Genomic DNA, 21,665 nt, shown 5'->3' with positions numbered 1-21,665 from the left:
ATGGGACGCATTCTGACCGAAAAGGACATTGAGCCCGCAGTGCGTGGCGGGTCCGTCTATGCGGCGGGTGGCGGCGGATGGGCCGATCATGGCCGCATGCTCGGTCGCGCCGCCGTCAATGCCGGGCAGCCGGAACTGATCTCGATCGACGAACTCGCAGCCACGGACTGGGTGGCCACGGCTGCGGCCATCGGCGCACCGGCCTCGACGACGCCCTGGGAGATGCGCGGCGTCGACTATATCAAGGCCGTGCAACTGCTGCAGAAAGCACTGGGTGAGCCGCTCGCCGCCCTGATGGTTGGGCAGAACGGCAAATCCTCGACGCTGAATGCCTGGCTACCATCGGCCATCCTAGGCACCAAGGTGCTCGACGCCGTGGGCGACATTCGTGCGCACCCGACCGGCGACATGGGCTCGATCGGCATGGCGGGTTCACCGGAGCCGATGATCCAGACGGCGGTGGGCGGCAACCGTACAGACAATCGCTATATCGAGCTGGTTGTGCGCGGCGCCACCGCCAAGGTTTCACCGGTGCTGCGCACCGCGGCCGACCAGTCCGGCGGCTTCATTGCCTCGTGCCGCAATCCGCTCAAGGCATCCTATGTGCGCGACAACGCAGCGCTTGGCGGCATCAGCATGGCACTTGCGCTTGGCGAAGCGATGATTGCGGCAGAAGCCAAGGGTTCGCACGCGGTGATCGATGCAATCGTGGACACAACCAATGGCGCCATTCTCGCGGAAGCGGAGGTGACGGCTAAGAACGTCGTCTACACAGCCGAAGCATTCGACATCGGCACAGTTACGCTCGGCACCGGCGAGAGGGCCGTGACCCTGCACATTATGAACGAATACATGGCGGTGGACGACGCGGCAGGAAACCGCATCGCGACCTTCCCGGATGTCATCACAACACTGTCGGCCGAGGCCGAAGCCATGAGCGTCGGACAATTGCAGGTCGGCATGAAGATCTTCCTCCTGCATGTGCCCAAGACCGTGATCCCGCTCGCCTCCAGCGTCAAGGATCCGGCCGTCTATCCGTCTGTTGAAAAAGCCATGGGCATCGAGATCGCCCGCTATGCCCTGAGCTGATCTGAACCAGTCTGGCCTGCCTGCCGTCACTGCACCCGCACCGTATTCGAACAAGAGAGTGAGAGCCATGCCGAAGCCCAACCCCCGCCATCCGCGATTTCCGATCCCCGGCGGGCCTTTGCTGCGTGCCAAGGGCTGGCGGCAGGAAGGACTTCTGCGCCTGCTCGAAAACGTACTCTCGGTCGGCGAAGACCCGGACAATCTTGTGGTCTATGCCGCCCTCGGCAAAGCAGCCCGCAACTGGTCTGCCCATGCCGCGATCGTCGAGACGCTGAAGACGATGGAGGAAGACCAGACACTGATCATCCAGTCGGGAAAGCCGGTCGGCCTGCTCAAGACTCATTCGCGCGCGCCTTTGGTCCTGATGGCCAATTGCAACATTGTCGGTCAGTGGGCAAAGGCGGAAAACTTCTATGACCTGCAGCGCAAGGGACTGATCTGCTGGGGCGGGCTGACCGCCGGCGCATGGCAATATATCGGCAGCCAGGGCGTCATCCAGGGGACCTATGAAATCTTCATGCGCATCGCCGAGAAACGCTTCGGCGGCTCGCTGGCCGGGCGCTTCATCTTGACGGCTGGACTTGGCGGCATGGGCGGCGCGCAGCCGCTGGCCGGCCGCCTGGCAGGTGCTGCCATCCTTGTGGTCGACATCGACCCCGAGCGGGTCAAAAAGCGCAAGGAAATCGGTTTCCTCGACGAAGCCGCAACCTCGCTCGACGATGCATTGGCGATGATCGAGAGAGCTGTGTCCGAGAAGAAGGCCATCTCCGTCGGCCTCGTCGGCAATGCGGCCGAAATATACCCCGCGATTGCCGCCCGTGGCATCACGCCAGACATCGTCTCGGACCAGACTTCGGCGCATGACCTCGTCTATGGATACGTGCCGAACGGCATGACGCTGGAACAGGCGCGATCCTTGCGCGAAGACGGGCAGGGCCAGTTGATGGCCGCCAGCCGCGCCTCGATCGTCACGCATGTCCGCGCCATGCTCGATTTCCAGAAAAAGGGGGCGGAGGTTTTCGACAATGGCAATCTGATTCGCACGCAGGCCTTCCAGGGCGGCGTGCAGGATGCTTTCGACATTCCAATTTTTACCGAGGCCTATCTGCGTCCGCTGTTTTGCAAAGCGATCGGACCGTTTCGCTGGATGGCCCTGTCGGGTGAGGAAGACGATATTGCCATGATCGACGATCTGGTGCTGGAGATGTTCCCTGACAATCAGATCGTCACCAACTGGATCCGGCTTGCGCGAGCAAACGTGCCCTTCGAAGGCCTTCCCGCGCGTATCGCCTGGCTTGGCCACGGCGAACGCACCCGACTGGCGCTCGCAGTAAACGCACTCGTGCGCGACGGCACGCTTGCCGGGCCGATCGCCTTTTCCCGCGACCATCTCGATGCCGGAGCAATGGCGCATCCCAATATCATGACGGAAAAGATGAAGGATGGCTCGGACGCCATTGCCGACTGGCCGTTGATCAACGCGATGACACTGGCCTCGTCGATGGCCGACCTGGTGGTGATCCATTCCGGTGGCGGCGGCTATGCAGGCTACATGACCAGTTCCGGCGTGACGCTCGTTGCGGACGGAACGACAGAGGCCGACTTACGCCTCGATCACGCGATTACCAATGACACATCGCTCGGCATCATCCGCTATGCCGACGCCGGTTACGATGAAGCGCTGGAGGCGGCAGAGGCACATGCGGTCGGTCATATCAAAACGTGATTTTGCATTGTCCAGTTTAGCGAAAGCTACTTGAGCTTATATGCCATTTCTCAATCAGGGGAAGTGGCATGACACCGGCACAAGTGGAACGCGTTCAAGACAGCTACAGCTTCATCTTCGCTGTTGGTACGCCGTTCATTCTCTCATTCTACGACAAGCTCTTTGCAATCGATCCGGCTCTGAGACCTTTGTTTCGCACGGAATTGTCAGCGCAGTCGGAAAAATTGCTGATGGCGCTGACCTATGTGGTGAAAAACCTTCACGATGCGGACCGGCTTCTTCCGGTGGCCGAAGTCATCGCCAGGCGACATGTTGGCTACGGCGTCAAGCGCGAAGACTATCTCAAGGTCGGGCAGGCCCTGATCGAAGCCTTGGACGATACGCTGGACATGCATTTTACGCCTGAAACACATCATGCATGGCTGGCCGCCTATACGCTCCTGGCCGGCATCATGTGCGACGCCGCCTATGGTTCTCCCGCTGAGGAGCATATGCAACAGCACTGACATATGAATAGCGTGTGCTGGATTTCCATTCGGCGATTGATTGCGCCGCCGCGTTGCCGCGGCGTATGAGCAAACCAGCGGCCAGGCGCTAAGTGACCGCCAGCACTGATCCGGTATCGTACTGACGCACGAAATCGACGCGCGCCATTCCAAAGCGCGTATTTCCCGTGTCTCTCACAAAATACTAGTATATCAATTTGTCAGGACAGGGAGTGAAGCGGGAGGCTTCAGCAATGGTCGAAGCCGAAAATCCAGGACGATCGGGCACGTCGCGCACCACTGACATGGTTGTCTCCAGAGGGCGCGGCGCGCGGGCCGCCAACCAGATACATGCAGCCCTACGCGCTGACATTGTAGAGATGCGCCTGAAGCCGCTCGATATCCTGAACGAAAAACACCTGGGAGAACGTTTCGGCGTGAGCAGGACACCGGTGCGAGAAGCGCTGTTGAGACTGTCCGACGAAGGCCTCGTTGACATTTATCCCCAATCAGGAACGTTTGTTGCCCTGATCCCCCGGCGCGCTCTGTTCGAGGCGATCCTGATCCGCAAGGCATTGGAAGCGACCACGGTCACACTCGCCATCGCCGGCGACACACCAGGCGGGCTTGCCGAACTTGAGGAAAAACAGGCGCAATTGATCGTCAGTGCGGAGCAGGGCGATATTCTTGCCTTTCACCGCATCGACAGCGAATTCCATCAACACATAGCCGAGCTCGCAGGTTATCCAGGCATCTGGAACGTGATCCGGCAGGTTCAAGTCCAGATCGATCGCTACCGCTACATCACACTCCCACGATCGGGGCGGCTTGATGTGGTCATAGAGGAGCATGCCGCGATCATCGACGGTATGCGTCGCCGCGATGACTGCGCAGCCGTCGCTGCCATGGAAATCCATATTGGCCGGATGATCGAGGAACTCGAAGACATCCAATATCTCGATCCGACCATTTTTATCGATGATCGGCAGTCGTAGCTGCCTTATGGAGCCGGCCAGCGCGCCGTTTGGGAGGTTTTTCTATGTCCGTTTCCTTTGATCTCACCGGCCGGACTGCCATCGTCACCGGCGCAAACACCGGCATCGGCCAGGCACTGGCTATAGCCCTTTCGGGGGCCGGCGCCGCGGTATTGGGTGTTGGCCGGTCGAGCATGGACGAAACGGCGAGCCTGATCGAGAGGCAGGGAGGACGTTTTGCCGCCTTCACTGCCGATCTCAGCGCGATCGCACCGGTCAACGACATCGTCGATGCGGCACTGGATCAGTTCGGCTCCGCCGATATCCTGGTCAACAATGCCGGCGTCATCCGCCGAGCCGATGCTATCGACTTCACCGAAGCCGATTGGGACGCTGTCATGGATATCAATCTGAAAAGTGCATTCTTCCTGTCGCAGGCTGTGGCCAAGCGCATGATCCCAAAAGCTTACGGCAAGATCATCAACATTGCGTCCGTGCTGTCCTTCCAGGGCGGAATACGTATCCCCTCCTATACAGCATCGAAAAGCGGCCTTGCCGGCCTCACCCGGCTTCTTGCCTGCGAATGGGCGAGCAAAGGGATCAATGTCAATGCGATAGCGCCTGGATACTTTGTCACCAACAACACGACCGCTCTTCGAGAAGATCAGAAACGTTCGGCCGAGATTCTCGGCCGTATTCCGGCGGCGCGCTGGGGCAATCCATCCGAACTGGGCGGCGCGGCCGTCTTTCTAGCCTCCGATGCAGCAGCCTATGTGCATGGCACGATTTTACCGGTTGACGGCGGCTGGCTGGCACGTTGAACAGATATAAAAAGGGTAGGGCAGGGTGATGAAACGTATCGTATCCATCGGCGAGTGCATGGGCGAATTGTCGGAAACGGGAGTGCCGGGGCAACTCTCAATGGGATTTGCCGGGGACACTCTAAATACGGCCTGGTACCTGCGTCGCAGACTGCCGGTCGACTGGACGGTGGACTATGTCACCGCAGTGGGTACTGACGGCCTATCCAACCGCATGGTCGACTTCCTCGACGGCGAGGGCATTGGAACGGACCACATCCGGCGGCTTTCCGACAAGACGATCGGCCTCTACTACATCGAATTGAAAGATGGCGAGCGCAGCTTCGCCTATTGGCGTTCCGATAGCGCGGCCAAGCAACTGGCAAGAGATGTTGAAAAGCTTGAGCTCGCGCTCACCGGCGCATCAATTGCCTATTGGTCGGGTATTACCCTGGCAATCCTTGCTCCGGCCGACCGCATCACGCTGATCGACGCCTTGCGAGGCTTTGCAGCACGGGGTGGAAAGGTCATCTTCGATTCCAATCTTCGCCCTCGCCTTTGGGAGAGCCCGGACGACATGCGGGAATGGATCACGCGGGCAGCCAGCATTGCCGATCTCTGCCTGCCCTCTCATGAAGACGAGGCGTCCTGGTTTGGAGACATCGATGCGGAAGCCACCGCCAGACGCTATCAGCGGGCCGGCTCCGGGCGTGTAGCTGTCAAGAATGGCGCCGGCGAAATCAGCCTGCTCGATGCCGACGGCCAATTGATCGTCGTTCCGGTCGAGCCGGCAGCAGAGGTTGTCGACACGACGGCCGCGGGCGACAGCTTCAATGCCGGTTTCATTGCCGAAGAACTTGCCGGTGGTACAATGGTCGAGGCGGCCCATGCAGGGGCTGCCCTTGCCGGCAGGGTTATCGGCGCCCGTGGTGCGCTGGTCCGCCAGGCGACCGGGGCCCAGGGGCCATGGCAGCAGAGACCGGCTAGCCACCCGTGACCGAGAAATAGCCCCAGGCAGCCGCGATCGCCGCGAGCCCGCCGATCCAAATCAGCGCCTTGCGGGCTGCCGGTGTAAGCGACCTTTTTGGCTTCGGCGCCTTGGGTTCCGGCGGACGCTCGAATTTGATGACATTCGACATGGTATTCTCTCGTTTCTCCGATTGATCCTTATAGATGCTTTGGGTTTCAAAAGTCCTGACAGTCTAACATCTCCTTCGGCCGCAAAGTGGCCGAAGGAGACATCGGATCTGGATTTTTCCAGCGTCATCCCAGCGCCATGCGGCCAATGAGTGATTCGGCCCTTGCCGCGGATGAGGTAAACTTGCGCTGAACCGGATTTTCCGTGCGTTGCAACTGGGGACGCTGTGCGTTCACTTGTGATCGTCGTTACACCCGCGACAGGTGTAAAAGATCATTAACCAGTCATGACGAACCCTGAAATATTCAGTCCATTCATTCGAATGTTCGAAAGTTTTTTCTGAACCTGCAAAGGTCTTGAAGTGTATATTTGTGCGCGCTAGCGTCCGCAAATGCAGGAAAACCGGGCTTTTCGGGGCGATGCACGTTCGAGCTTGCTTGTGGCAAAAACCTCGAGCCAGATCAGATAGTCAACCGGTGAACGGGACGAATGCAGGAAAAATCGGCGGTCGGAAGCAAGTCGGATACGGAACTGAGCTCGGAGCAATTCGAGGCAGCGGTGCGCAAGATGTCCGGCATCTCCTCGGCGCATTTTCTCAAGCTGGTTGAGGATCGCGGGACAATCGGATTCTGGTCCAGCGACATCGTGACGGGGGATTGCTCGGCAACCCTTGGTCTGCTTCGGGTGCTGGGACTGGATCACGGCGCGCAATTCCGTATCGGCGATTTTTCCCGATTCATTCACCCGGACGATCGCGGATACGGCGAGGATATCTGGACCACGATCCGCCATGGCATTCCGGTCAACCGGAATTTTCGCATTATCCGGTCCGATCGAACGGTCCGCTGGGTGGAATTCAAGAGCGAGGTGGTTCTGGACGGACAGCAGAAACCCTCAAAGGCCATCGGACTGATCATCGATGTCACCGACCAGCAAGAAGGCCGACAGGCGCTCGAGGATGCACTCGACCGGTACCGAGCCCTGGTTGGCTCTCTGGCAAAAATGGAATGGCGGTCAACGGCGGATGGCAACCCGATCTTTTCCCATGGTTGGACTGCGCTTACAGGACAGAACGAAATGGATGCGGCCAATAGCGGCTGGATCCAGACCATTCATCCCGATGACCGTGAAATGGTGCGCCGCAGATGGCAGGAGTCGGTCTCAACGCTCATTCCCTACGCGGTCAATCACCGTATCCTGCTGGTCAACGGCCACTACGAATGGTTTCACGCCCGCGCCGTGCCGATCATCAAGCGGGGAGGGAGGACCCATGAATGGCTCGGCATCATCATGCGCCAGGCCGATCTCAATCGCGAAGTGCAAGCGCTTCCACCGTCCATGAACATGCTGACGCCCGTTCAGGTCAGAGCCGCCCGCGCCATGCTGCAATGGACACTGGACGAGTTGTCGCGCTTTTCAGGCGTCTCTGTATCTTCCATCCGCCGGATCGAGGGCGAGGGCGACCGGGCAACCAGGCCGGCCTCGCTGCAGGCCATTCGCGCCGCATTCGAAGAGCACGGTATCGAGTTTGCGATCAACCCCGCTGGAACGGTCACCGTCGCTTTCCACAGCCCGAGATAAGCGCCACCAGCGCCAATCAACTTGTCAGGCGCGGCATGCTGACGATTTTCTTGAACAGGGCATTCATCGCGTTCGTGATGCCCTCGCTGGGGCTTACCTCGAAATAGAGGCCTGGCGACGCGCAGGCTTCCATGCGCTTGGGAATCTCCGCCTGGAACGGCTTTATCCAGTCATTGTACCAGTTGTTGGTCGGAAGAGGCAGATAGGTCGTGTAGAGCACCGCAATTCGATAGCCCTTGGCCTTCAGCGCGGTGCATTCAACGATGTCGATCGGCTCCTGGCATCGACCACCCGTCGTCCTTTTCGTACAGCTACTGGGCTTGTAGGCATCGCCGACACCATCGGAAACGAAGAAGACAACCTTTTCAGGACTTCCAGCCGATACTCCTGTTCCCGCGGCTCCGACCAGAGTGCCGATATTTTTCAATGCCCGGTCAAAATCGGTTTGCTGGTCATTGTCATAGCCCTGCTTCGGGATGGACATGAGACCAATCTTGGCCGCCTTGGTTTGCACTGCATCGAGGTTTTCGGTCAGTGAAGCCACTTCGAGAAGTTTGGTGTCCTCTGCCTTTTCGCCAAAGGTATAGACCGCCATGCGATATTGGTTCGCACTTTTGCGCATGCTTTTCGCCGTATCCATCAAGGCGGCGGTTGCCTTGGCCACAACATCGATACGAATGGTGACGCCGAGCCTCTTGGCAAGATTGTAGTAGCTGTTCTTGTCTTCAGTGCCATCCTTGACGATATGGCACGCAAACGCGCACTGATCCGAGGTGTTGTTCACCATCCTCGCGACATCGGCGGGCGTTGCGCCAACGCCCATCGACGGCGTGTTGTCGAGCAAGAGATAGAAATCCCGAAAGGTCTGGGTCTGGAACACGGCTTCGGCTGTCCCGGATACCGTGACCGCATCCTGACCCAGGACCCGCGCCAGTGTTGTCGGGACCTTTGCCTTGTAGCTGAAGACTGCCTTGAGTTCACTGCCCGTCTTGACGACCTGCACATCGGTGCTGACGAGCTCGTAGCCCATGCCGCTGCCGGCCTGTGCGACGAATATCTTGGTTGCGTCGGCAATCGCGGCCGTCAGCGGTCCGTCGGAACTCATCTGCATGGCTTCAGAGACCCCGGCGGAATTCTCCGCCACAGCGGCAATTGCCGCAGCATCTGCTGCGCCCTGAAGCGTGGTCTTAACCAACAAGGCATCGCTGATATCCAGCGCCAGCCCTGCCGTTCCGATGATCGGCACAAGCAGCAGCGCAGTCATCATCCCGAAATTGCCAGATCGATCACCCAAAATACGCTTAAACATAAAATACCCCGAATCCCTTGGGGCATCTTTTACGCCTCGATCGTGAGGAAATCGTTGGCTCGAATGGTTTATGATTTCCTGCTGTTGGATGCGACGGCGCCCGCACATTTCAACAGGATCAGAGGTCATACCGGCAGCTGCCGACCGCTCGGCATGGTAACGTGCCACCCACCCGGTCCATGCTTCGCATTGTCCGGGCTGGCCTTCTTGCGGGAGATCAAACCGTTGCGTTCTCTTGGAACATAGTAACGGTCAGAAGGGTTGATGCTGAGCTGAACGACACATTCGGCCACACTGCCGGCGCTATGCCGGCCAACCGTGGAGACCAAGATGCATCTTCCCCAGAACACCGTGATCGCTGTTGCCGACGGCGAAAAGCTTAGCCTGTTTCAGAATGAAGGTGACGCAGCCAACGTCAAGCTCAACGCAATGTCCGAACCTGAGATGGACAGCTCAAAAATCGCATCCGGCGCTCGCCATGCCAGCAGCGCGGCCAACCCCGATGACAGTCAGCAGGAAGAGGATGGTTTCGGCAGAGGTGTCGCGGATATGCTGAACAAGCAGGTCCTGGACGGCAAGATAGCCAATCTGGTGATCATCGCAGCGCCGCGCACCTTGGGAGAGTTGCGCAAGGGCTACCACAAGGCTTTGTCCGAAGTGCTGCTCGGCGAACTCGACAAGGATCTGACCGGTCATTCGATTCAGGACATTGAAAAGGCACTTGCCGCCGCCTGACGATAGCGAATACCACCTTCCGCCGATCTCCTTCGGCGGAAGAATTTGCATATGTTGGAAACGCCCGGGGCCTGAGAATGCCCGGTAGCGTAGATCAGCTCCTAGGCTGCAGGATCGCCAGCACAACCGTCGATGCGGCGAGGATAGCGGTCAGCGTCAACGGTCCCGTCGCGCCATATGTGTCGACGATATAGCCTCCGACAACCGCGCCAATCGTGATTGCCACCTGGAATGAGGTCACCATCAGACTGCCAGCAGCCTCCAGCGCGTCGGGCGCGGCGCGGGACAGGTTGGTCGGAAGAACGACCGGGGCCATGCCGAAGGCGAAACCCCACAGTGCCGCGAAGCCGAAGGCAATACTGATGTGCACGCCCCAAAATACCAAAGCAAGCGCCGCAACCGCCATCAAAGCGGCCGTGACGACGAGGGCGATGCGGATATTGGCGTCGGCCATGCGACCACCCGCAATGTTCCCGATCACAGCGGCGATGCCAAATCCGAGCAGTGCAAGCGCAATCGGCCCCGTTGTAAGGAGCGTAACCTGTTCGAGGAAGGGGCGAACATAGACCGAACCCGCGAAATGACCCGTCATCAGCAAGAGGATTGCCAGCATGCCAATCTGAATGCCACGTCGCCGTGTCAGCCGGAAAACGTCGCCAAGGCTGTTACTTGTGGTCGCAGGCAAGGTCGGCAGACTGAGCCACTGCAGCAACATGGCAAGTGCGGCCAGACCCGCTGTCATGGCCATGGCGGTGCGCCAGCCCAACCAATCGCTGATCAATGCGCCCATCGACGGTGCGGCAATGGTGGCGAGCGAGACGCCAAGAGTGACGATCGCCATGCCGCGGCCTGTTGCATTGGCGCCAACCAGTCTTGCCACGACGGCAACTGAAAGCGCCCAAAAAGCGCTGAGGGCGATGCCCAACCCCGCTCGACCTAACAACAGCAGCCAAAAATCGGTCGCAGTCGCCGCTAGAATGTTGGAGCCGACAGCCAATGCGCTCAGACCAACCAGCACCGTCTTGCGGTTCAACCGGCCAATTAGGACATTGCTCAAGATAGCCGTCACGGCGCCGACAGACGCGGTGGCGGTCACGACCTGTCCGGCCATTCCCTCGCTGACGCCGAGATCGCGCGCCATTGGTGTCAACATGCCTGCCGGCATGAACTCCGCCGACACCAGAGCAAAGCTGGTGGCTGCCATCGAAAGGACTGCGAACCACGTGGCCGAGCTCCACGCGGCTGGCGGAGCGGTGTCGGGATCGTTTACTGCGTCTTCAAGCTGGAACGTCGTGTCTGCCATTGAGGTATCTCCAAAAGTTGGAGATCTTCATAGACGAGTTTTCTCGGATGTGATGTGTCTTAAAATCCGAAATCCATGTCTGTTCGTCCGGAAATTGTGCGGCGCACAACGCCCGGCGAAACACTTGTGATCCGCTTGAACGCGCGCGCGAAGGACGCCTCGGACTCATAGCCCAGCCGGCTAGCGACATCGGCAACCGACATGCCGCTTTGGCCCAACAACTCGCGGGCGTGCTGCATGCGCATGCGGGCAAGATAATGCACCGCGCCTTCTCCCAACACTGCGCTGAAACGCTCCGCGAAAACCGAGCGGGATTGACCCGCCACGGCAGCGAGTCTTTCGAGCGTCCAGATATGTCCCGGATCTCGGTGCATAGCTGCCAAGGCGCGGCCGATATTGGGGTCACGGATCGCAGCGAGCCAACCGACCGTCGGGGCGCCGGTGCAGTTGACCCAGCAGCGGATCAGCCTCGCTGTGAGGAGGTCCGCCATTCGTGATAGGATTGTGGCGCTGCCCATCTGCGGATGAGTTGCCTCCACAGTCATCGCGGCCAGCAACGGGCCAATGATGGGGTCATTGCCGGCGACATCACAGCCCTTGATGATGGGCGGCATCAAAGCGATCAAAGGATCAAGAGCACAAACGCCCAAGGCCATCGAGCCGCAGAAAAGGGTGCTCGTCGCGCCAGTCCCTTCTCGCACCACGTCGCAAATGTTGGTCCCCAACTTGGTCACCTGACATTCGTTGAGGGAGTCGTCGACAACGTCTGGCGCACTGGCAAGTCGATGGGCGATACCTTGCGGCAGCAGCACCAGATCGCCATCGCGCAATTCCTGCCAACCTAGCGCCGTCGTATGGATCCAACATGGACCTTGGCTGACAAAGTGAAAACGAAGCAGCTGTTGTTGCGGAAAAGCGATGCTCCATGGGTGACGGAGTTCGCAGCGGCTATAGTTAACGCCGCTCAAGCGGAAGTCTTGCAGGACTTCGCTAAGCGGATCCATTGGAATATGCGGTGAAGACGGTTGGGACGAACGGTCAGGCATTTACCTGTTATAGATGCCAATTGTCCGAGAGGCAAATCGGAACATGCGCTCGTTGACACGTCATTCCGATCGTTTCGAGCGCAAAGGATGGGCTAGACGGCACGGCCGCTGACAACACAGCACGCCTTGTGGACGCGCGTCTCCGTAGCCAGTTCATGGCCACATCTGTCTTTTGAAGAGATGGTTGGCCTTGTTGGCGCAGGGCAAAGTCGGCAGATCATCTGCATGTCGGGATCAACTCGCCATTGCAAGCTGGCCCCGTCTTGCGTTCTGTCGCCGGCATCGATCGAATGACCGCCTTATTTTCCGAATGCTTCTTGAAGCCGTATTTTGGCGCCGCAATGACGCACTGACAAGAGCTGCATTGGACATGGTTCTAAAGAATGAAAACCAACATTGTCGGAATATGGCAATCCCGACAAGGTGAACCGGATTGGCACTCAATCGCCAACTGCAACTCCTTCGCGGCGAGGGTCCGCGCTGCCTGCAAGGCCATCTGCGGTCAGCTCCACTGCGTGCAGACCGGAGGTCATTTCCGTCTCGTTCACCTCATAGCCCAGCAACTTCAGCGGCTCTATGAAAGCCTCCGCCCGCGTGCCTAACTCAATGTCAAACTTGCCGAAGCGGTTGACCAGGTGCGGCTCTGCGACGATCCGCTCGACTGGCATGCCCCAGTCTATATATCCCAGGAGCGCCTGCACGACATAGCCAATGATCTGACTGCCGCCGGGCGATCCGATTGCGAGCACCGGCTTTCCCTCCTTCATCACAATGGTTGGCGCCATGGACGAGCGTGGCCGCTTGCCCGGTTCGACCCGGTTCGCAATCGGCAATCCGTCGTTATGTGTCTTGAAAGAGAAGTCGGTGAGTTCATTGTTAAGAAGAAAGCCACCTGTCATGAGGCGCGAACCGAAACCGTTTTCGATTGTGGTGGTCATGGAGACGACATTGCCTTCTCCGTCAACGATGACAAAATGGCTGGTGGATGGCAATTCCATCGAAACATCCTTCCCGAACAGGAGCGCATGATCCCAGGTCGGCTGGCCAGCTTTTACCTGATCATCAGAAAGCGCATTGTACCCATCGAGCAGTCGTGCTCTTTCCCCAAGATAATCCTTACGCAGCAGCCCCTTGACTGGTGCCGGTACGAAATCGGTATCGGCAAGATAACGTTCGCGGTCAGCAAAAGCGAGGCGCTCGGCGTCCCCAATCAGCCGCCAGCTTTGCACGTGGTCTGGACCGAGAGCCCTAATGTCGAAATTCTCAAGCATTCCGAGGATCTGCCCAACTGCCACAGCGCCGGACGAAGGCGGTCCCATGCCGCAAATGTCGAAACCGCGGTAGGCGAGACAGACCGGCTCACGCTCCTTGATCCGGTAACTGGATAGGTCAGTAAGCGACAACACGCCGGGATTGCCTTCGGCCTCACTGACCGTCCTGACGATCGCTTCAGCGATCGGACCGTTGTAGAAGGCCTCCGCGCCGCCTTCGGCTATTGCCCTGAGCGTCGTAGCATAGTCAGGGTTCTTCAACATCGCCCCTGCGGAGAGCGGTGAACCGTCTGGATTAAAGAAATAGGAGCGGGCATCTTGATAAAGTTTCAGCTTGTCGCCTTCCCCCTTCACTAGGTTTGACAGCCGCTGTGAGACCTCGAATCCATCGACGGCAAGCTTTTCCGCCGGTGCGAAGAGCTGAGCCCAGGAAAGCTTGCCATAGCGCCTGTGTACTTCATCCATCAGACGAACGGTGCCGGGCGTGCCAACAGAGCGCCCCCCGACCACTGCATCCAAGAATTTCAGCGGCTGGCCGTCAGAATCGAGAAACAGCTTTGGTGTGGCCTCCATCGGTGCAGTTTCGCGACCGTCGAAAGTCGTTATTTTCCCGGAGGCTGCATCAAAATAGACGAGAAAAGCGCCACCACCGAGACCGGAACTTTGCGGCTCCACGAGGCCCAGTACGGTTTGCACTGCTACGAGGGCGTCGATTGCATTGCCACCCTTAACGAGAATCTCTCGGCCGGCCTGCGCCGCGAGCGGATTGGCAGCCGCCACCATGAAACGTTTCGCTTCCACCCGTTTTGCCGAGGTGACACTCGTCGCCTTCTCTGGAGCAATAATGTCGGATGCCTGCTGCGACAGTGCCAATTGCGGACACGAAAAGGAAAATAAGAAAGCAAGTAACAATGAAACTACGCGCATAACCGCCTCCCTTTTGCTATTCGATTGTGCCGAACAGGGGAGAAAAGAACAAGATACGCTACGGGCTCCGTGCCGGTGGCAATCTTACAATCATGAGCTATCTATCGCACTTGCCTCAGCCCCAGCAAAACCCTGTCGAGGAACGACCTTCATATAGTCGATCCAAAGTTTGCATGTCTTTCAGCACCTTAAACGTGTTGGGAGCGACCAAAGGCCAAGTCTCGCAAGCTTACCTGCGCAATCATGCTGAATGATCGCCGGCATTCTCGCTGCCAGCGCAAGGTGTTCCCCGCGCCGCGTGTCTCATCTGCGGCCAACGCATTCGTTGGATGGCTCTTCGCACCTGCTCCCGGCTGCACTGGTCGTGCCCCACGTCTTTGCGCAGCAACGGTCGCTATCGATCGTAGGTTCAGATTTCGTGTCGGGCTGACGTTGGCACCTCTTCAGCCGCCGTCGCTGTTTCATCCTCGATCCGCCCGTTCGGAACGCTGTGCTGCTGGGGCCGAGCTGTGGATCTAAGCAGGTTCAAACGCGTCAGCAGTTCCGCCGCAGTTGCTTTCGTGTGCATTTCGTCATCGAAACGCTAACTGCCAACCGAATGCGAAACATTAAATCCAAAAAACATATGTTTTCATACGCTTGCGCGGGTTGGGAGCGACCAACAGCTAACCAGCCAGCAATCCTTCCTGCCCGTTCGCCTTGATTAGCGCCATGATCATTGGTCCGAGCGAAAACTCGCCGCGTGCCGCACGCTTTGTTAGGTCGCGAAGATATCCCCCGGCTGACGTGATCATGGTTGCACGTTCCAGGATACAGGCCACAGCTGAGGCCGCATTTTCCGGGCCCATGATTTCGCAGGCGTCCTGATAGGCCGACGGGCTGATGCCAAGCACTGAACGCACCACGACGGCCGCCTTCATCAAGCCGCGCCAGTTCTCAATCATGCCACCATCCCCATAGTCAACGATCTGCGGGCAGGCTTTCAGCACTATGCACAGCGGGAAGGCCTTCAGCAGCGCGTTGCTCGGTTGACGGACTAGGCTCGGCTTCTCGCCCTTCTCATCTCTTGAGCAAGGTTCAAGTTCATATATGGATTTGGTATTTGAATTCTGTTTGTGCTGCTCGATATGAGCGTCATTGGTGCTCGTTGCTGCTGAAACATCCTGAATTTCCAACCGATTGATGACTTCCTCGCGAAGCATCTGCATTTCATCGAGAATTTCTGCCGTGCGCTCCAATACGGCAACGCGAGGAATACGCCCAACCAGGGAGACATACATGTCCTCAATCTCTTGCCAGTCCCCTTCTGCCCCCTCCTCCATGGCAGCCGTGATCAGCTTGCGGACGTCTCTGCGGCAGATCGTCAGGCTCTCTTTTGCCTTCCTGAGTGCCGCTCTATCGGCCATGACCTGCTGTGCCAGGAACGCCAACTCCTCCGAGCGCGCCAGAAGCGGTGACAGATCGAAGCCGTAGGCACATTCAATCTCTCCCTTGCCATCCTTCCTGGCGTAGCGCTTTCCGTTGGCGCTGTCCTTTCTTACGATCAGACCGGCATCGACGAGCACCGCGAGATGGCGACGCAGCGTGGCGCCTGCCATTGAATGGGCCCGCAGACAAAGCTGGGCATTCGAAGGGAATACGACCAACTGCGCGTCCTGCCGGAGCTCATTGTCCGGATGAAATGTCAGCAGCGCGTCGAGAACAGCCAGGCTGTTCGACTGGATGCCCAATAAGTCGATCGCGGCGGACGCGTCCCTAAAGACTTTCCACTTGTCGACAACCTTTCCGGGCTTGATATCGGCCGAGGCTGTCTGCCGCCGCACCAGCGCAAGCGTCATCGGCCGCCGCCCGAATGGCGTCGTTACACTTCCGGTATGCATGGTCTCTCACCTTTCAGCAGGCAAAAGAAAAACGCTCATCAAAACGATGCCAAAGACTCTTGACGATGATTCCAGGAAATGCGATTCTGCGTTTGCTTAGGACACAGAATGGGCTTCCGGAACGGCGACGTTTTGGGGGCCCTTTCTTTTTGCGGTTACGCTTCCTTCTTTTTTAGCTGCGTGGCCTGATGCTCCTCGAAGAGACCGGGCAATTGATCAAGCACGAACGCCGCAAACTCCGGCGTCATCTTCTTGTCGATCGAAATCTCCAGTTTACCACGGCCCTCTTTCACAACGGCCAAGCGCACTCCTGTTGGCGTTGACAACACGCCTGGCGCGCCGCGCTCAACATGGCGTGGCTTGAGATGCGCAATCATCGCCTTGATACGCTCTGCCGACGGTAGGCTCTGGATCGCATCGGACATGGCGAATTTCGACCCCTCCAATGAAGTAGGGGCCTTCTCGAGCAACTCGGAGAGTTGCTGCCACCCACCACGGCCGACGCCCGGTGCCGGACCGATCGCATCGACCAGGTCGCTGGGCAGAGATTCGATCAGGTTAAGCATCCTCGACAGGTCGGCTTTGTCGAGCGACATCGCAGATATGATTGTCTCTCGCGAGAACCGCTCTTTCAACCGTGCTGCAAACCGCGCCTTCTCGATAAAGGTCAGGTCCTCGCGTTCATTGTTCTCCTGGCCCTGAGCGATGACGAGCTGTTCATCGCTCAGCTCGCGGACAATGGCCTTGGCCGGAAGACCCAGTGCGGCAACAGCGCGCAGGCGACGGTGGCCGAAAGCGACCTGATAGCGGCCTGGCGTCTCGGGGTGCGGACGAACCAAGATTGGGACCTGCTGGCCCTGTTCACGAATGGAGGCGAGCAAACCGTCGATATCACCCGGCATTCGATCCTGGACGAACGAGGGATCGACCGCGGCCGTGTCCAGCTCAATAATTACCTGGCCCTCAGCCAATTTCCGTTCGATCTCGTTGGCGCGACGGCTTCTTTCATTCAGATCGCCGATCGATTTGCTGACGGCCGCCATTGGCTTCGACTTGGCCGCATCAAGGAGCGGCCGCACGAATGGTGGTGATGCAGACACCGGGGTGGTCTTTGCTTCGCCGTGCAGTGAGGAGAGAAGGTTCTTGCGGCTCATGATCTGCCCCATGTCGCCTTGATCAGTGTTTCGATCTCGGCGTTGACGTTGTTCATCGACTCAAGTGCCCGGTCGTAAGTGGACCGCGTAAACTGGCTGCGTTCGACCTCGAAAAGCGTCTGGTTGGTTATGCCTGCGTCGGAAATCGCCGTGCTCTTGAGCATAGGATTGACGAGTACGTCCTCGCCGAACATCGATCGAAGGAAGGCCACCATCTGGTTCTGCGGTCCGTCAGTCGGCTCAAAGCGCGTAATCAGGTAACGCATCCAGCTGTTGCGATCTTCCGCGCCGGCTTCAGCGATCTCATCAAGCAAGGCGCTTGTCATCGACAGAAACTGGTTCATCGACATGACGTCCAGCATTTGCGGGTGGATTGTGATCAACACCGATGTCGCTGCCGTCAATGCGGACAGAGTGAGGAAGCCCAACTGGGGAGGGCAGTCAATGACCACAACATCGTAATCGTCACGAATGTCTTGAATGGCAGCCTGTAGCCGCGCAAAAAACAGCACATCATCGGGCTTGCGCTGCATCAGCGCCTTCGGCGTATCGTGCTCGAATTCCATCAGCTCCAGATTGCCCGGGATGATGTGAAGATCCGGGATATAGGTCCCGCGAATGATCTCCTGTATCGGTCGCCGCTCCTCATCATACCGGATCGCACCGTAAATGGTCTCATTCGGCCCTACATCAAATTCAGGTTGATTCCCGAATAGGGCAGAAAGGCTGGCTTGCGGATCAAGATCGATAGCCAGGACCCGGTAGCCACGCAATGCAAGGTACTGCGCGAGGTGAGCAGAGGTCGTCGTCTTGCCCGATCCGCCCTTAAAATTCATGATCGACAGAATCTGGAGACCTTCACCCTCGCGCCGATGCGGCACGTAGCGACCGTTCGCCCGCGCAGGCTTATCGAGATGTACCCTCATGGCCGAAATGTCCTGGACAGAATACATGCGCCGGCCGCCCGCGAGCGCCGGGCTGAATTCCTGCTCGCCGCCTTCGGCCGCTTTTCGCTCCAGCTCAACGGCCGCCGTGCGAAGATAGCCTTCGGCCACACCTAGCAGCTTAGCCGCTTCAGATGGCGTGAATGCCCGAATTCCCTTACGAGCATTGGGTGAGAATATGTTCGTTTGATGCTCTTGCAGCTTAGCCGAAAGCGAGGCCGCATGGCTCTTGATTTTAGAGCGAAGCGGATTTTTTTTGTAGGTTTCGGCCCTCGCGATTTTCGTCATCTTCTCGTCCATTTTGTCCCGTCTGCGGAACAAGGCCGGCAAACGCCCAAACTCCGCATGCGACGAATAAGACCCAATTCCATTCGGCGGGCAAGCTGTTGAAGGCAAATAAATCCCTAATGATATCGCACTGGCTTCAGACTAAGTAATTCAAATCCCAATGAAAAAATAGATTTTCCATCAGAAGTCCCCTCCGCTGCAACATACGAAAAGGAGTCAAAAAAATGCATGGTTGTCGCTCCTCACTTCAATTGAGCGCTACGAATGTCACCACGGATGCCGACTCGGTCAGACCGACTCACAATACGAACTCGAAGCGATTCTGCCGATTTCGCGGGGAAGGAATCGCCGGCGAAGTGCTCGCAATGGTACGGCACGCCCCCCTTGTAGCCCTGCGACAGCGGTGGGCTTAGGAATTTGTCCAGCGATTTCCCCCCTGCTGCAAGAGATTAAATAGGAACAAGGCGTTAATCCGCGCATCGTGGATTCCCCGTTTAAGGTGAATCCCCAATAGGTTTCGCATGCTTAGACTGACTTTCGCGTTTTCATGAAGCTCACCATTAATGCAGATCTGCAGAATTCTGCTGGTGTTACACAAACGCATTGCGCATTGCTTTTGGGCAATCCTAAGAAACGCCAGAACCACCGTCTGCAGATCTGCAGGTGGTCACGCGCCGTTTCAAATGATCTTTCACGCATGTCCACTTTATGCGGAGATCAAGATGCAGGTTTTCACCATTTCGCCAGATCGATATGTCAATCATGCCAATCATCTAAGTCAGATGCACCGCCTAAGAGCCGCAGTCTTCGGCGAGCGCTTGGAATGGAATGTCACAATCACTGACACAGGCGAGCGGGACGAGTACGACCAGCTCAACCCAACTTACATCCTCGCAGTGACGGGCGAAGAGAGGGTCGTCGGCTGTGTGCGGCTATTGCCGGCAGTCGGCCCAACCATGCTTGAACGCACATTTCCAGATTTGCTTTCAAGCGGTTCCCTCAACGCATCGGTCACAATGGTGGAGAGCTCCCGGTTCTGCGTCGACACATCGTTGCCCGCCCACAGGGGAGGGGGACGACTTCATCTCACGACGCTTGCCATGTTTGCCGGAATCATCGAGTGGTCGATGGCAAACAAATACGACGAGATCGTCACCGCAACCGATCTGCGCTTTGAGCGCATCCTGAACCGGGCCGGATGGCCGATGAAACGACTTGGCGACCCTGTGACTATCGGCAACACCGTGGCCGTCGCCGGAACCCTGCCAGCCGATCGGGAAAGTTTTGCACGAGTTTGCCCGCATGGTTACCGCTCAATCAACGCCGAAGATCACAGTCGTCAGATCCGGAGCGTCGCATGACCCAACTCCGTTCTCATCCCCGTCTCGTCCGCAAACTGCAGGATGCACTCGGCGACCAACTCTGCATCGCGCTCGATGACGCCACCGTAGTCGAGATCATGCTCAATCCAGACGGCCGGCTCTTCATCGAACGGCTAGGGCACGGCGTGGCGCCCGCCGGCGCAATGAGCACCAGCGCAGCCGAAGTTGTCATCGGCAGCGTCGCGCATGCCCTGCAGTCGGAGGCCGACGACGAGCGGCCGATCATCTCTGGCGAACTTCCGATTGGCGGACACCGCTTCGAGGGGCTGTTGCCGCCGGTGGTATCCGGACCGGCATTCACGATCCGCCGTCGCGCCTCGCGTCTCATTCCACTGACCGAGTATGTGAAGTCGAAGGTGATGACCGAGGCTCAGGCATCTGCCATTCGAAGCGCGATCGATGCGCGGATGAACATCGTCATCTCCGGTGGCACGGGGTCGGGCAAAACGACGCTCGCCAATGCCATCATTGCCGAAATCGTGACTGCGTCGCCGGATGATCGAATGGTCATCCTCGAAGACACGGCAGAGATCCAATGCGCGGCCGAGAATGCCGTGTCGCTGCACACAAGCGATACCATCGACATGGCGCGTCTGCTCAAGAGCACGATGCGCCTGCGTCCCGATCGCATCATCGTCGGTGAGGTCCGCGACGGCGCGGCACTGACGCTACTCAAGGCCTGGAATACCGGCCACTCCGGCGGCGTCACCACGATCCATTCCAATACGGCGATGTCAGCCTTGCGCCGACTGCAGCAACTGACGGCAGAAGCCAGCCATCAGCCGATGCAGGAGGTGATCGGCGAGGCAGTCGATCTCGTCGTCTCTATTGAACGAACGGGAAAGGGGAGGCGGGTTCGTGAGGTGATCCACATCGAAGGATACCGCAACGGCCGCTACCAGACCGAACACTATGCGCAGATCGACGAGGACAGCCATGTCGCGTAGAACCAATATCTCACTCACCTGTGCGGCACTGATCGCCGTCTCAACTGGTCTTGCAGAACCGGCGCTCGCATCCTCGGGAGGCGGCGGTCTCCCGTGGGAATCGCCACTGCAACAGATCCAGCAATCAATCACCGGACCTGTCGCCGGGTTCATCGCGCTGGCTGCTGTCGCCATTGCCGGCGCCATGCTGATCTTCGGAGGCGAACTCAACGATTTCGCGAGACGGCTTTGCTATGTCGCGCTGGTTGGGGGCGTCCTGCTTGGAGCCACCCAGATCGTCGCTCTCTTCGGTGCGACCGGAGCCTCGATCGGCGAGGGCCACGCACAGGCCGAGCAAGGAACTCCCGAACCGAAGGCGACGCCGGCCACAGCGGGGGAGGGGGCTCATGGCTGAGGCCGGATCCTCTCTGGCGCGCTCGCGTTTGCACAGGGCATTATCGCGTCCGAATCTGTTGATGGGCGCCGACCGCGAGCTCGTGCTGCTGACGGCGCTAGCTGCCATCATCCTGATCTTCGTCGTCCTGACCTGGTACGCGGCACTGTTCGGCATCGCGTTCTGGCTGGTCGCGGTCGCGGCACTCCGCCTGATGGCCAAATCCGATCCACTGATGCGGCGTGTCTATCTCCGCCACATCTCTTACAAGACGTCGTATCGCGCGACGTCGTCGCCGTGGCGCGAGTTCTAA

At 58.4% G+C, this 21,665-nt stretch carries 20 protein-coding genes; 12 read left to right on the top strand and 8 right to left on the bottom strand.

All coding sequences use genetic code 11. From position 1 onward, the window contains the following. The 6 genes from LQ231_RS25115 (at position 1) to LQ231_RS25090 (ending at position 6,071) form a co-directional block, all read left to right on the top strand. Positions 1 to 1,089: a DUF917 family protein gene (locus LQ231_RS25115; RefSeq protein WP_230174830.1), complete on the top strand. Its 1,089-nt coding sequence runs from the start codon at positions 1 to 3 to the stop codon at positions 1,087 to 1,089. Positions 1,090 to 1,156: 67 nt separating this feature from the next. Beyond that, positions 1,157 to 2,815: a urocanate hydratase gene (locus tag LQ231_RS25110; protein ID WP_230174829.1), complete on the top strand. Its 1,659-nt coding sequence runs from the start codon at positions 1,157 to 1,159 to the stop codon at positions 2,813 to 2,815. 68 nt (positions 2,816 to 2,883) lie between these two features. Then, complete coding sequence (locus LQ231_RS25105; RefSeq protein ID WP_230174828.1) at positions 2,884 to 3,321, top strand: globin domain-containing protein; 438 nt, start codon at positions 2,884 to 2,886, stop codon at positions 3,319 to 3,321. A 233-nt stretch (positions 3,322 to 3,554) separates the two neighbouring features. After that, positions 3,555 to 4,295 carry a GntR family transcriptional regulator gene (locus tag LQ231_RS25100; protein ID WP_230174827.1) on the top strand — a complete coding sequence of 247 codons (741 nt, stop codon included), beginning with the start codon at positions 3,555 to 3,557 and terminating at the stop codon, positions 4,293 to 4,295. A 44-nt stretch (positions 4,296 to 4,339) separates the two neighbouring features. Continuing rightward, on the top strand, positions 4,340 to 5,095 hold the full coding sequence (kduD, locus tag LQ231_RS25095) for a 2-dehydro-3-deoxy-D-gluconate 5-dehydrogenase KduD (RefSeq protein WP_230174826.1): 756 nt from the start codon (positions 4,340 to 4,342) through the stop codon (positions 5,093 to 5,095). A 25-nt stretch (positions 5,096 to 5,120) separates the two neighbouring features. Next, positions 5,121 to 6,071 carry a sugar kinase gene (locus LQ231_RS25090; RefSeq protein WP_230174825.1) on the top strand — a complete coding sequence of 317 codons (951 nt, stop codon included), beginning with the start codon at positions 5,121 to 5,123 and terminating at the stop codon, positions 6,069 to 6,071. Here the strand turns inward: LQ231_RS25090 and LQ231_RS25085 are convergent. Beyond that, entirely contained in the window at positions 6,058 to 6,213 is a 156-nt protein-coding gene (locus tag LQ231_RS25085; RefSeq protein ID WP_230174824.1) for a hypothetical protein, read from the bottom strand. The genes LQ231_RS25090 and LQ231_RS25085 overlap by 14 nt on opposite strands. Before the next feature lie 488 nt (positions 6,214 to 6,701). Here LQ231_RS25085 and LQ231_RS25080 point away from each other — a divergent pair, with 488 nt between their 5' ends. Continuing rightward, entirely contained in the window at positions 6,702 to 7,793 is a 1,092-nt protein-coding gene (locus LQ231_RS25080) for a PAS domain-containing protein (RefSeq protein WP_230174823.1), read from the top strand. A 16-nt stretch (positions 7,794 to 7,809) separates the two neighbouring features. Here the strand turns inward: LQ231_RS25080 and LQ231_RS25075 are convergent, their stop codons facing one another. Continuing rightward, entirely contained in the window at positions 7,810 to 9,102 is a 1,293-nt protein-coding gene (locus LQ231_RS25075) for a pilus assembly protein TadG-related protein (RefSeq protein ID WP_230174821.1), read from the bottom strand. A gap of 330 nt (positions 9,103 to 9,432) precedes the next feature. Between LQ231_RS25075 and LQ231_RS25070 the strand changes: the two genes are divergently transcribed. Continuing rightward, a complete protein-coding gene (locus tag LQ231_RS25070; protein ID WP_230174819.1) occupies positions 9,433 to 9,837 on the top strand; it encodes a host attachment protein in 405 nt (134 codons plus the stop codon). Between the two features lie 94 nt (positions 9,838 to 9,931). Here the strand turns inward: LQ231_RS25070 and LQ231_RS25065 are convergent, their stop codons facing one another. From LQ231_RS25065 to repA, 6 genes are all read right to left on the bottom strand, one after another. Then, positions 9,932 to 11,140: an MFS transporter gene (locus tag LQ231_RS25065; RefSeq protein ID WP_230174817.1), complete on the bottom strand. Its 1,209-nt coding sequence runs from the start codon at positions 11,138 to 11,140 to the stop codon at positions 9,932 to 9,934. Between the two features lie 59 nt (positions 11,141 to 11,199). Continuing rightward, positions 11,200 to 12,186, bottom strand: a complete 987-nt coding sequence (locus tag LQ231_RS25060) for an AraC family transcriptional regulator (RefSeq protein WP_230174815.1) — start codon at positions 12,184 to 12,186, stop codon at positions 11,200 to 11,202. Positions 12,187 to 12,626: 440 nt separating this feature from the next. Further along, on the bottom strand, positions 12,627 to 14,384 hold the full coding sequence (ggt, locus tag LQ231_RS25055) for a gamma-glutamyltransferase (RefSeq protein ID WP_230174813.1): 1,758 nt from the start codon (positions 14,382 to 14,384) through the stop codon (positions 12,627 to 12,629). Positions 14,385 to 15,049: 665 nt separating this feature from the next. Then, complete coding sequence (gene repC, locus LQ231_RS25050) at positions 15,050 to 16,264, bottom strand: plasmid replication protein RepC (protein ID WP_230174811.1); 1,215 nt, start codon at positions 16,262 to 16,264, stop codon at positions 15,050 to 15,052. Between the two features lie 155 nt (positions 16,265 to 16,419). After that, positions 16,420 to 17,418, bottom strand: coding sequence for a plasmid partitioning protein RepB (repB, locus tag LQ231_RS25045; protein ID WP_230174809.1), 999 nt, complete (start codon positions 17,416 to 17,418; stop codon positions 16,420 to 16,422). Continuing rightward, positions 17,415 to 18,662, bottom strand: coding sequence for a plasmid partitioning protein RepA (repA, locus tag LQ231_RS25040; protein ID WP_230174807.1), 1,248 nt, complete (start codon positions 18,660 to 18,662; stop codon positions 17,415 to 17,417). Before repA ends, repB begins: the two co-directional genes overlap by 4 nt. Before the next feature lie 710 nt (positions 18,663 to 19,372). Between repA and traI the strand changes: the two genes are divergently transcribed. Genes traI through LQ231_RS25020 form a run of 4 tightly spaced genes read left to right on the top strand, consistent with a single transcriptional unit; the run spans position 19,373 to position 21,665 of the window. Next, entirely contained in the window at positions 19,373 to 20,011 is a 639-nt protein-coding gene (gene traI, locus LQ231_RS25035; protein ID WP_230174805.1) for an acyl-homoserine-lactone synthase TraI, read from the top strand. Continuing rightward, positions 20,008 to 20,979, top strand: a complete 972-nt coding sequence (gene trbB, locus LQ231_RS25030) for a P-type conjugative transfer ATPase TrbB (RefSeq protein WP_230174803.1) — start codon at positions 20,008 to 20,010, stop codon at positions 20,977 to 20,979. The genes traI and trbB overlap by 4 nt, the downstream gene beginning before the upstream one ends. Then, on the top strand, positions 20,969 to 21,373 hold the full coding sequence (gene trbC / locus LQ231_RS25025; RefSeq protein ID WP_230174801.1) for a conjugal transfer pilin TrbC: 405 nt from the start codon (positions 20,969 to 20,971) through the stop codon (positions 21,371 to 21,373). The genes trbB and trbC overlap by 11 nt, the downstream gene beginning before the upstream one ends. Continuing rightward, complete coding sequence (locus LQ231_RS25020) at positions 21,366 to 21,665, top strand: conjugal transfer protein TrbD (protein ID WP_230174798.1); 300 nt, start codon at positions 21,366 to 21,368, stop codon at positions 21,663 to 21,665. The genes trbC and LQ231_RS25020 overlap by 8 nt, the downstream gene beginning before the upstream one ends.

The organism is Rhizobium sp. CECT 9324, from assembly GCF_918741265.1.
Lineage (GTDB): Bacteria > Pseudomonadota > Alphaproteobacteria > Rhizobiales > Rhizobiaceae > Allorhizobium.
Note: the sequence above shows the minus strand (reverse complement) of the source record. Positions and strands in the feature narration are given on the sequence as shown.

Coding starts and splice junctions, on each gene's coding strand:
- LQ231_RS25115 (WP_230174830.1), top strand. CDS start 1: ATGGGACGCATTCTGACCGAAAAGGACATTGAGCCCGCAGTGCGTGGC.
- LQ231_RS25110 (WP_230174829.1), top strand. CDS start 1,157: ATGCCGAAGCCCAACCCCCGCCATCCGCGATTTCCGATCCCCGGCGGG.
- LQ231_RS25105 (WP_230174828.1), top strand. CDS start 2,884: ATGACACCGGCACAAGTGGAACGCGTTCAAGACAGCTACAGCTTCATC.
- LQ231_RS25100 (WP_230174827.1), top strand. CDS start 3,555: ATGGTCGAAGCCGAAAATCCAGGACGATCGGGCACGTCGCGCACCACT.
- kduD (WP_230174826.1), top strand. CDS start 4,340: ATGTCCGTTTCCTTTGATCTCACCGGCCGGACTGCCATCGTCACCGGC.
- LQ231_RS25085 (WP_230174824.1), bottom strand. CDS start 6,213: ATGTCGAATGTCATCAAATTCGAGCGTCCGCCGGAACCCAAGGCGCCG.
- LQ231_RS25080 (WP_230174823.1), top strand. CDS start 6,702: ATGCAGGAAAAATCGGCGGTCGGAAGCAAGTCGGATACGGAACTGAGC.
- LQ231_RS25075 (WP_230174821.1), bottom strand. CDS start 9,102: ATGTTTAAGCGTATTTTGGGTGATCGATCTGGCAATTTCGGGATGATG.
- LQ231_RS25070 (WP_230174819.1), top strand. CDS start 9,433: ATGCATCTTCCCCAGAACACCGTGATCGCTGTTGCCGACGGCGAAAAG.
- LQ231_RS25065 (WP_230174817.1), bottom strand. CDS start 11,140: ATGGCAGACACGACGTTCCAGCTTGAAGACGCAGTAAACGATCCCGAC.
- LQ231_RS25060 (WP_230174815.1), bottom strand. CDS start 12,186: ATGCCTGACCGTTCGTCCCAACCGTCTTCACCGCATATTCCAATGGAT.
- ggt (WP_230174813.1), bottom strand. CDS start 14,384: ATGCGCGTAGTTTCATTGTTACTTGCTTTCTTATTTTCCTTTTCGTGT.
- repC (WP_230174811.1), bottom strand. CDS start 16,264: ATGCATACCGGAAGTGTAACGACGCCATTCGGGCGGCGGCCGATGACG.
- repB (WP_230174809.1), bottom strand. CDS start 17,418: ATGAGCCGCAAGAACCTTCTCTCCTCACTGCACGGCGAAGCAAAGACC.
- repA (WP_230174807.1), bottom strand. CDS start 18,662: ATGGACGAGAAGATGACGAAAATCGCGAGGGCCGAAACCTACAAAAAA.
- traI (WP_230174805.1), top strand. CDS start 19,373: ATGCAGGTTTTCACCATTTCGCCAGATCGATATGTCAATCATGCCAAT.
- trbB (WP_230174803.1), top strand. CDS start 20,008: ATGACCCAACTCCGTTCTCATCCCCGTCTCGTCCGCAAACTGCAGGAT.
- trbC (WP_230174801.1), top strand. CDS start 20,969: ATGTCGCGTAGAACCAATATCTCACTCACCTGTGCGGCACTGATCGCC.
- LQ231_RS25020 (WP_230174798.1), top strand. CDS start 21,366: ATGGCTGAGGCCGGATCCTCTCTGGCGCGCTCGCGTTTGCACAGGGCA.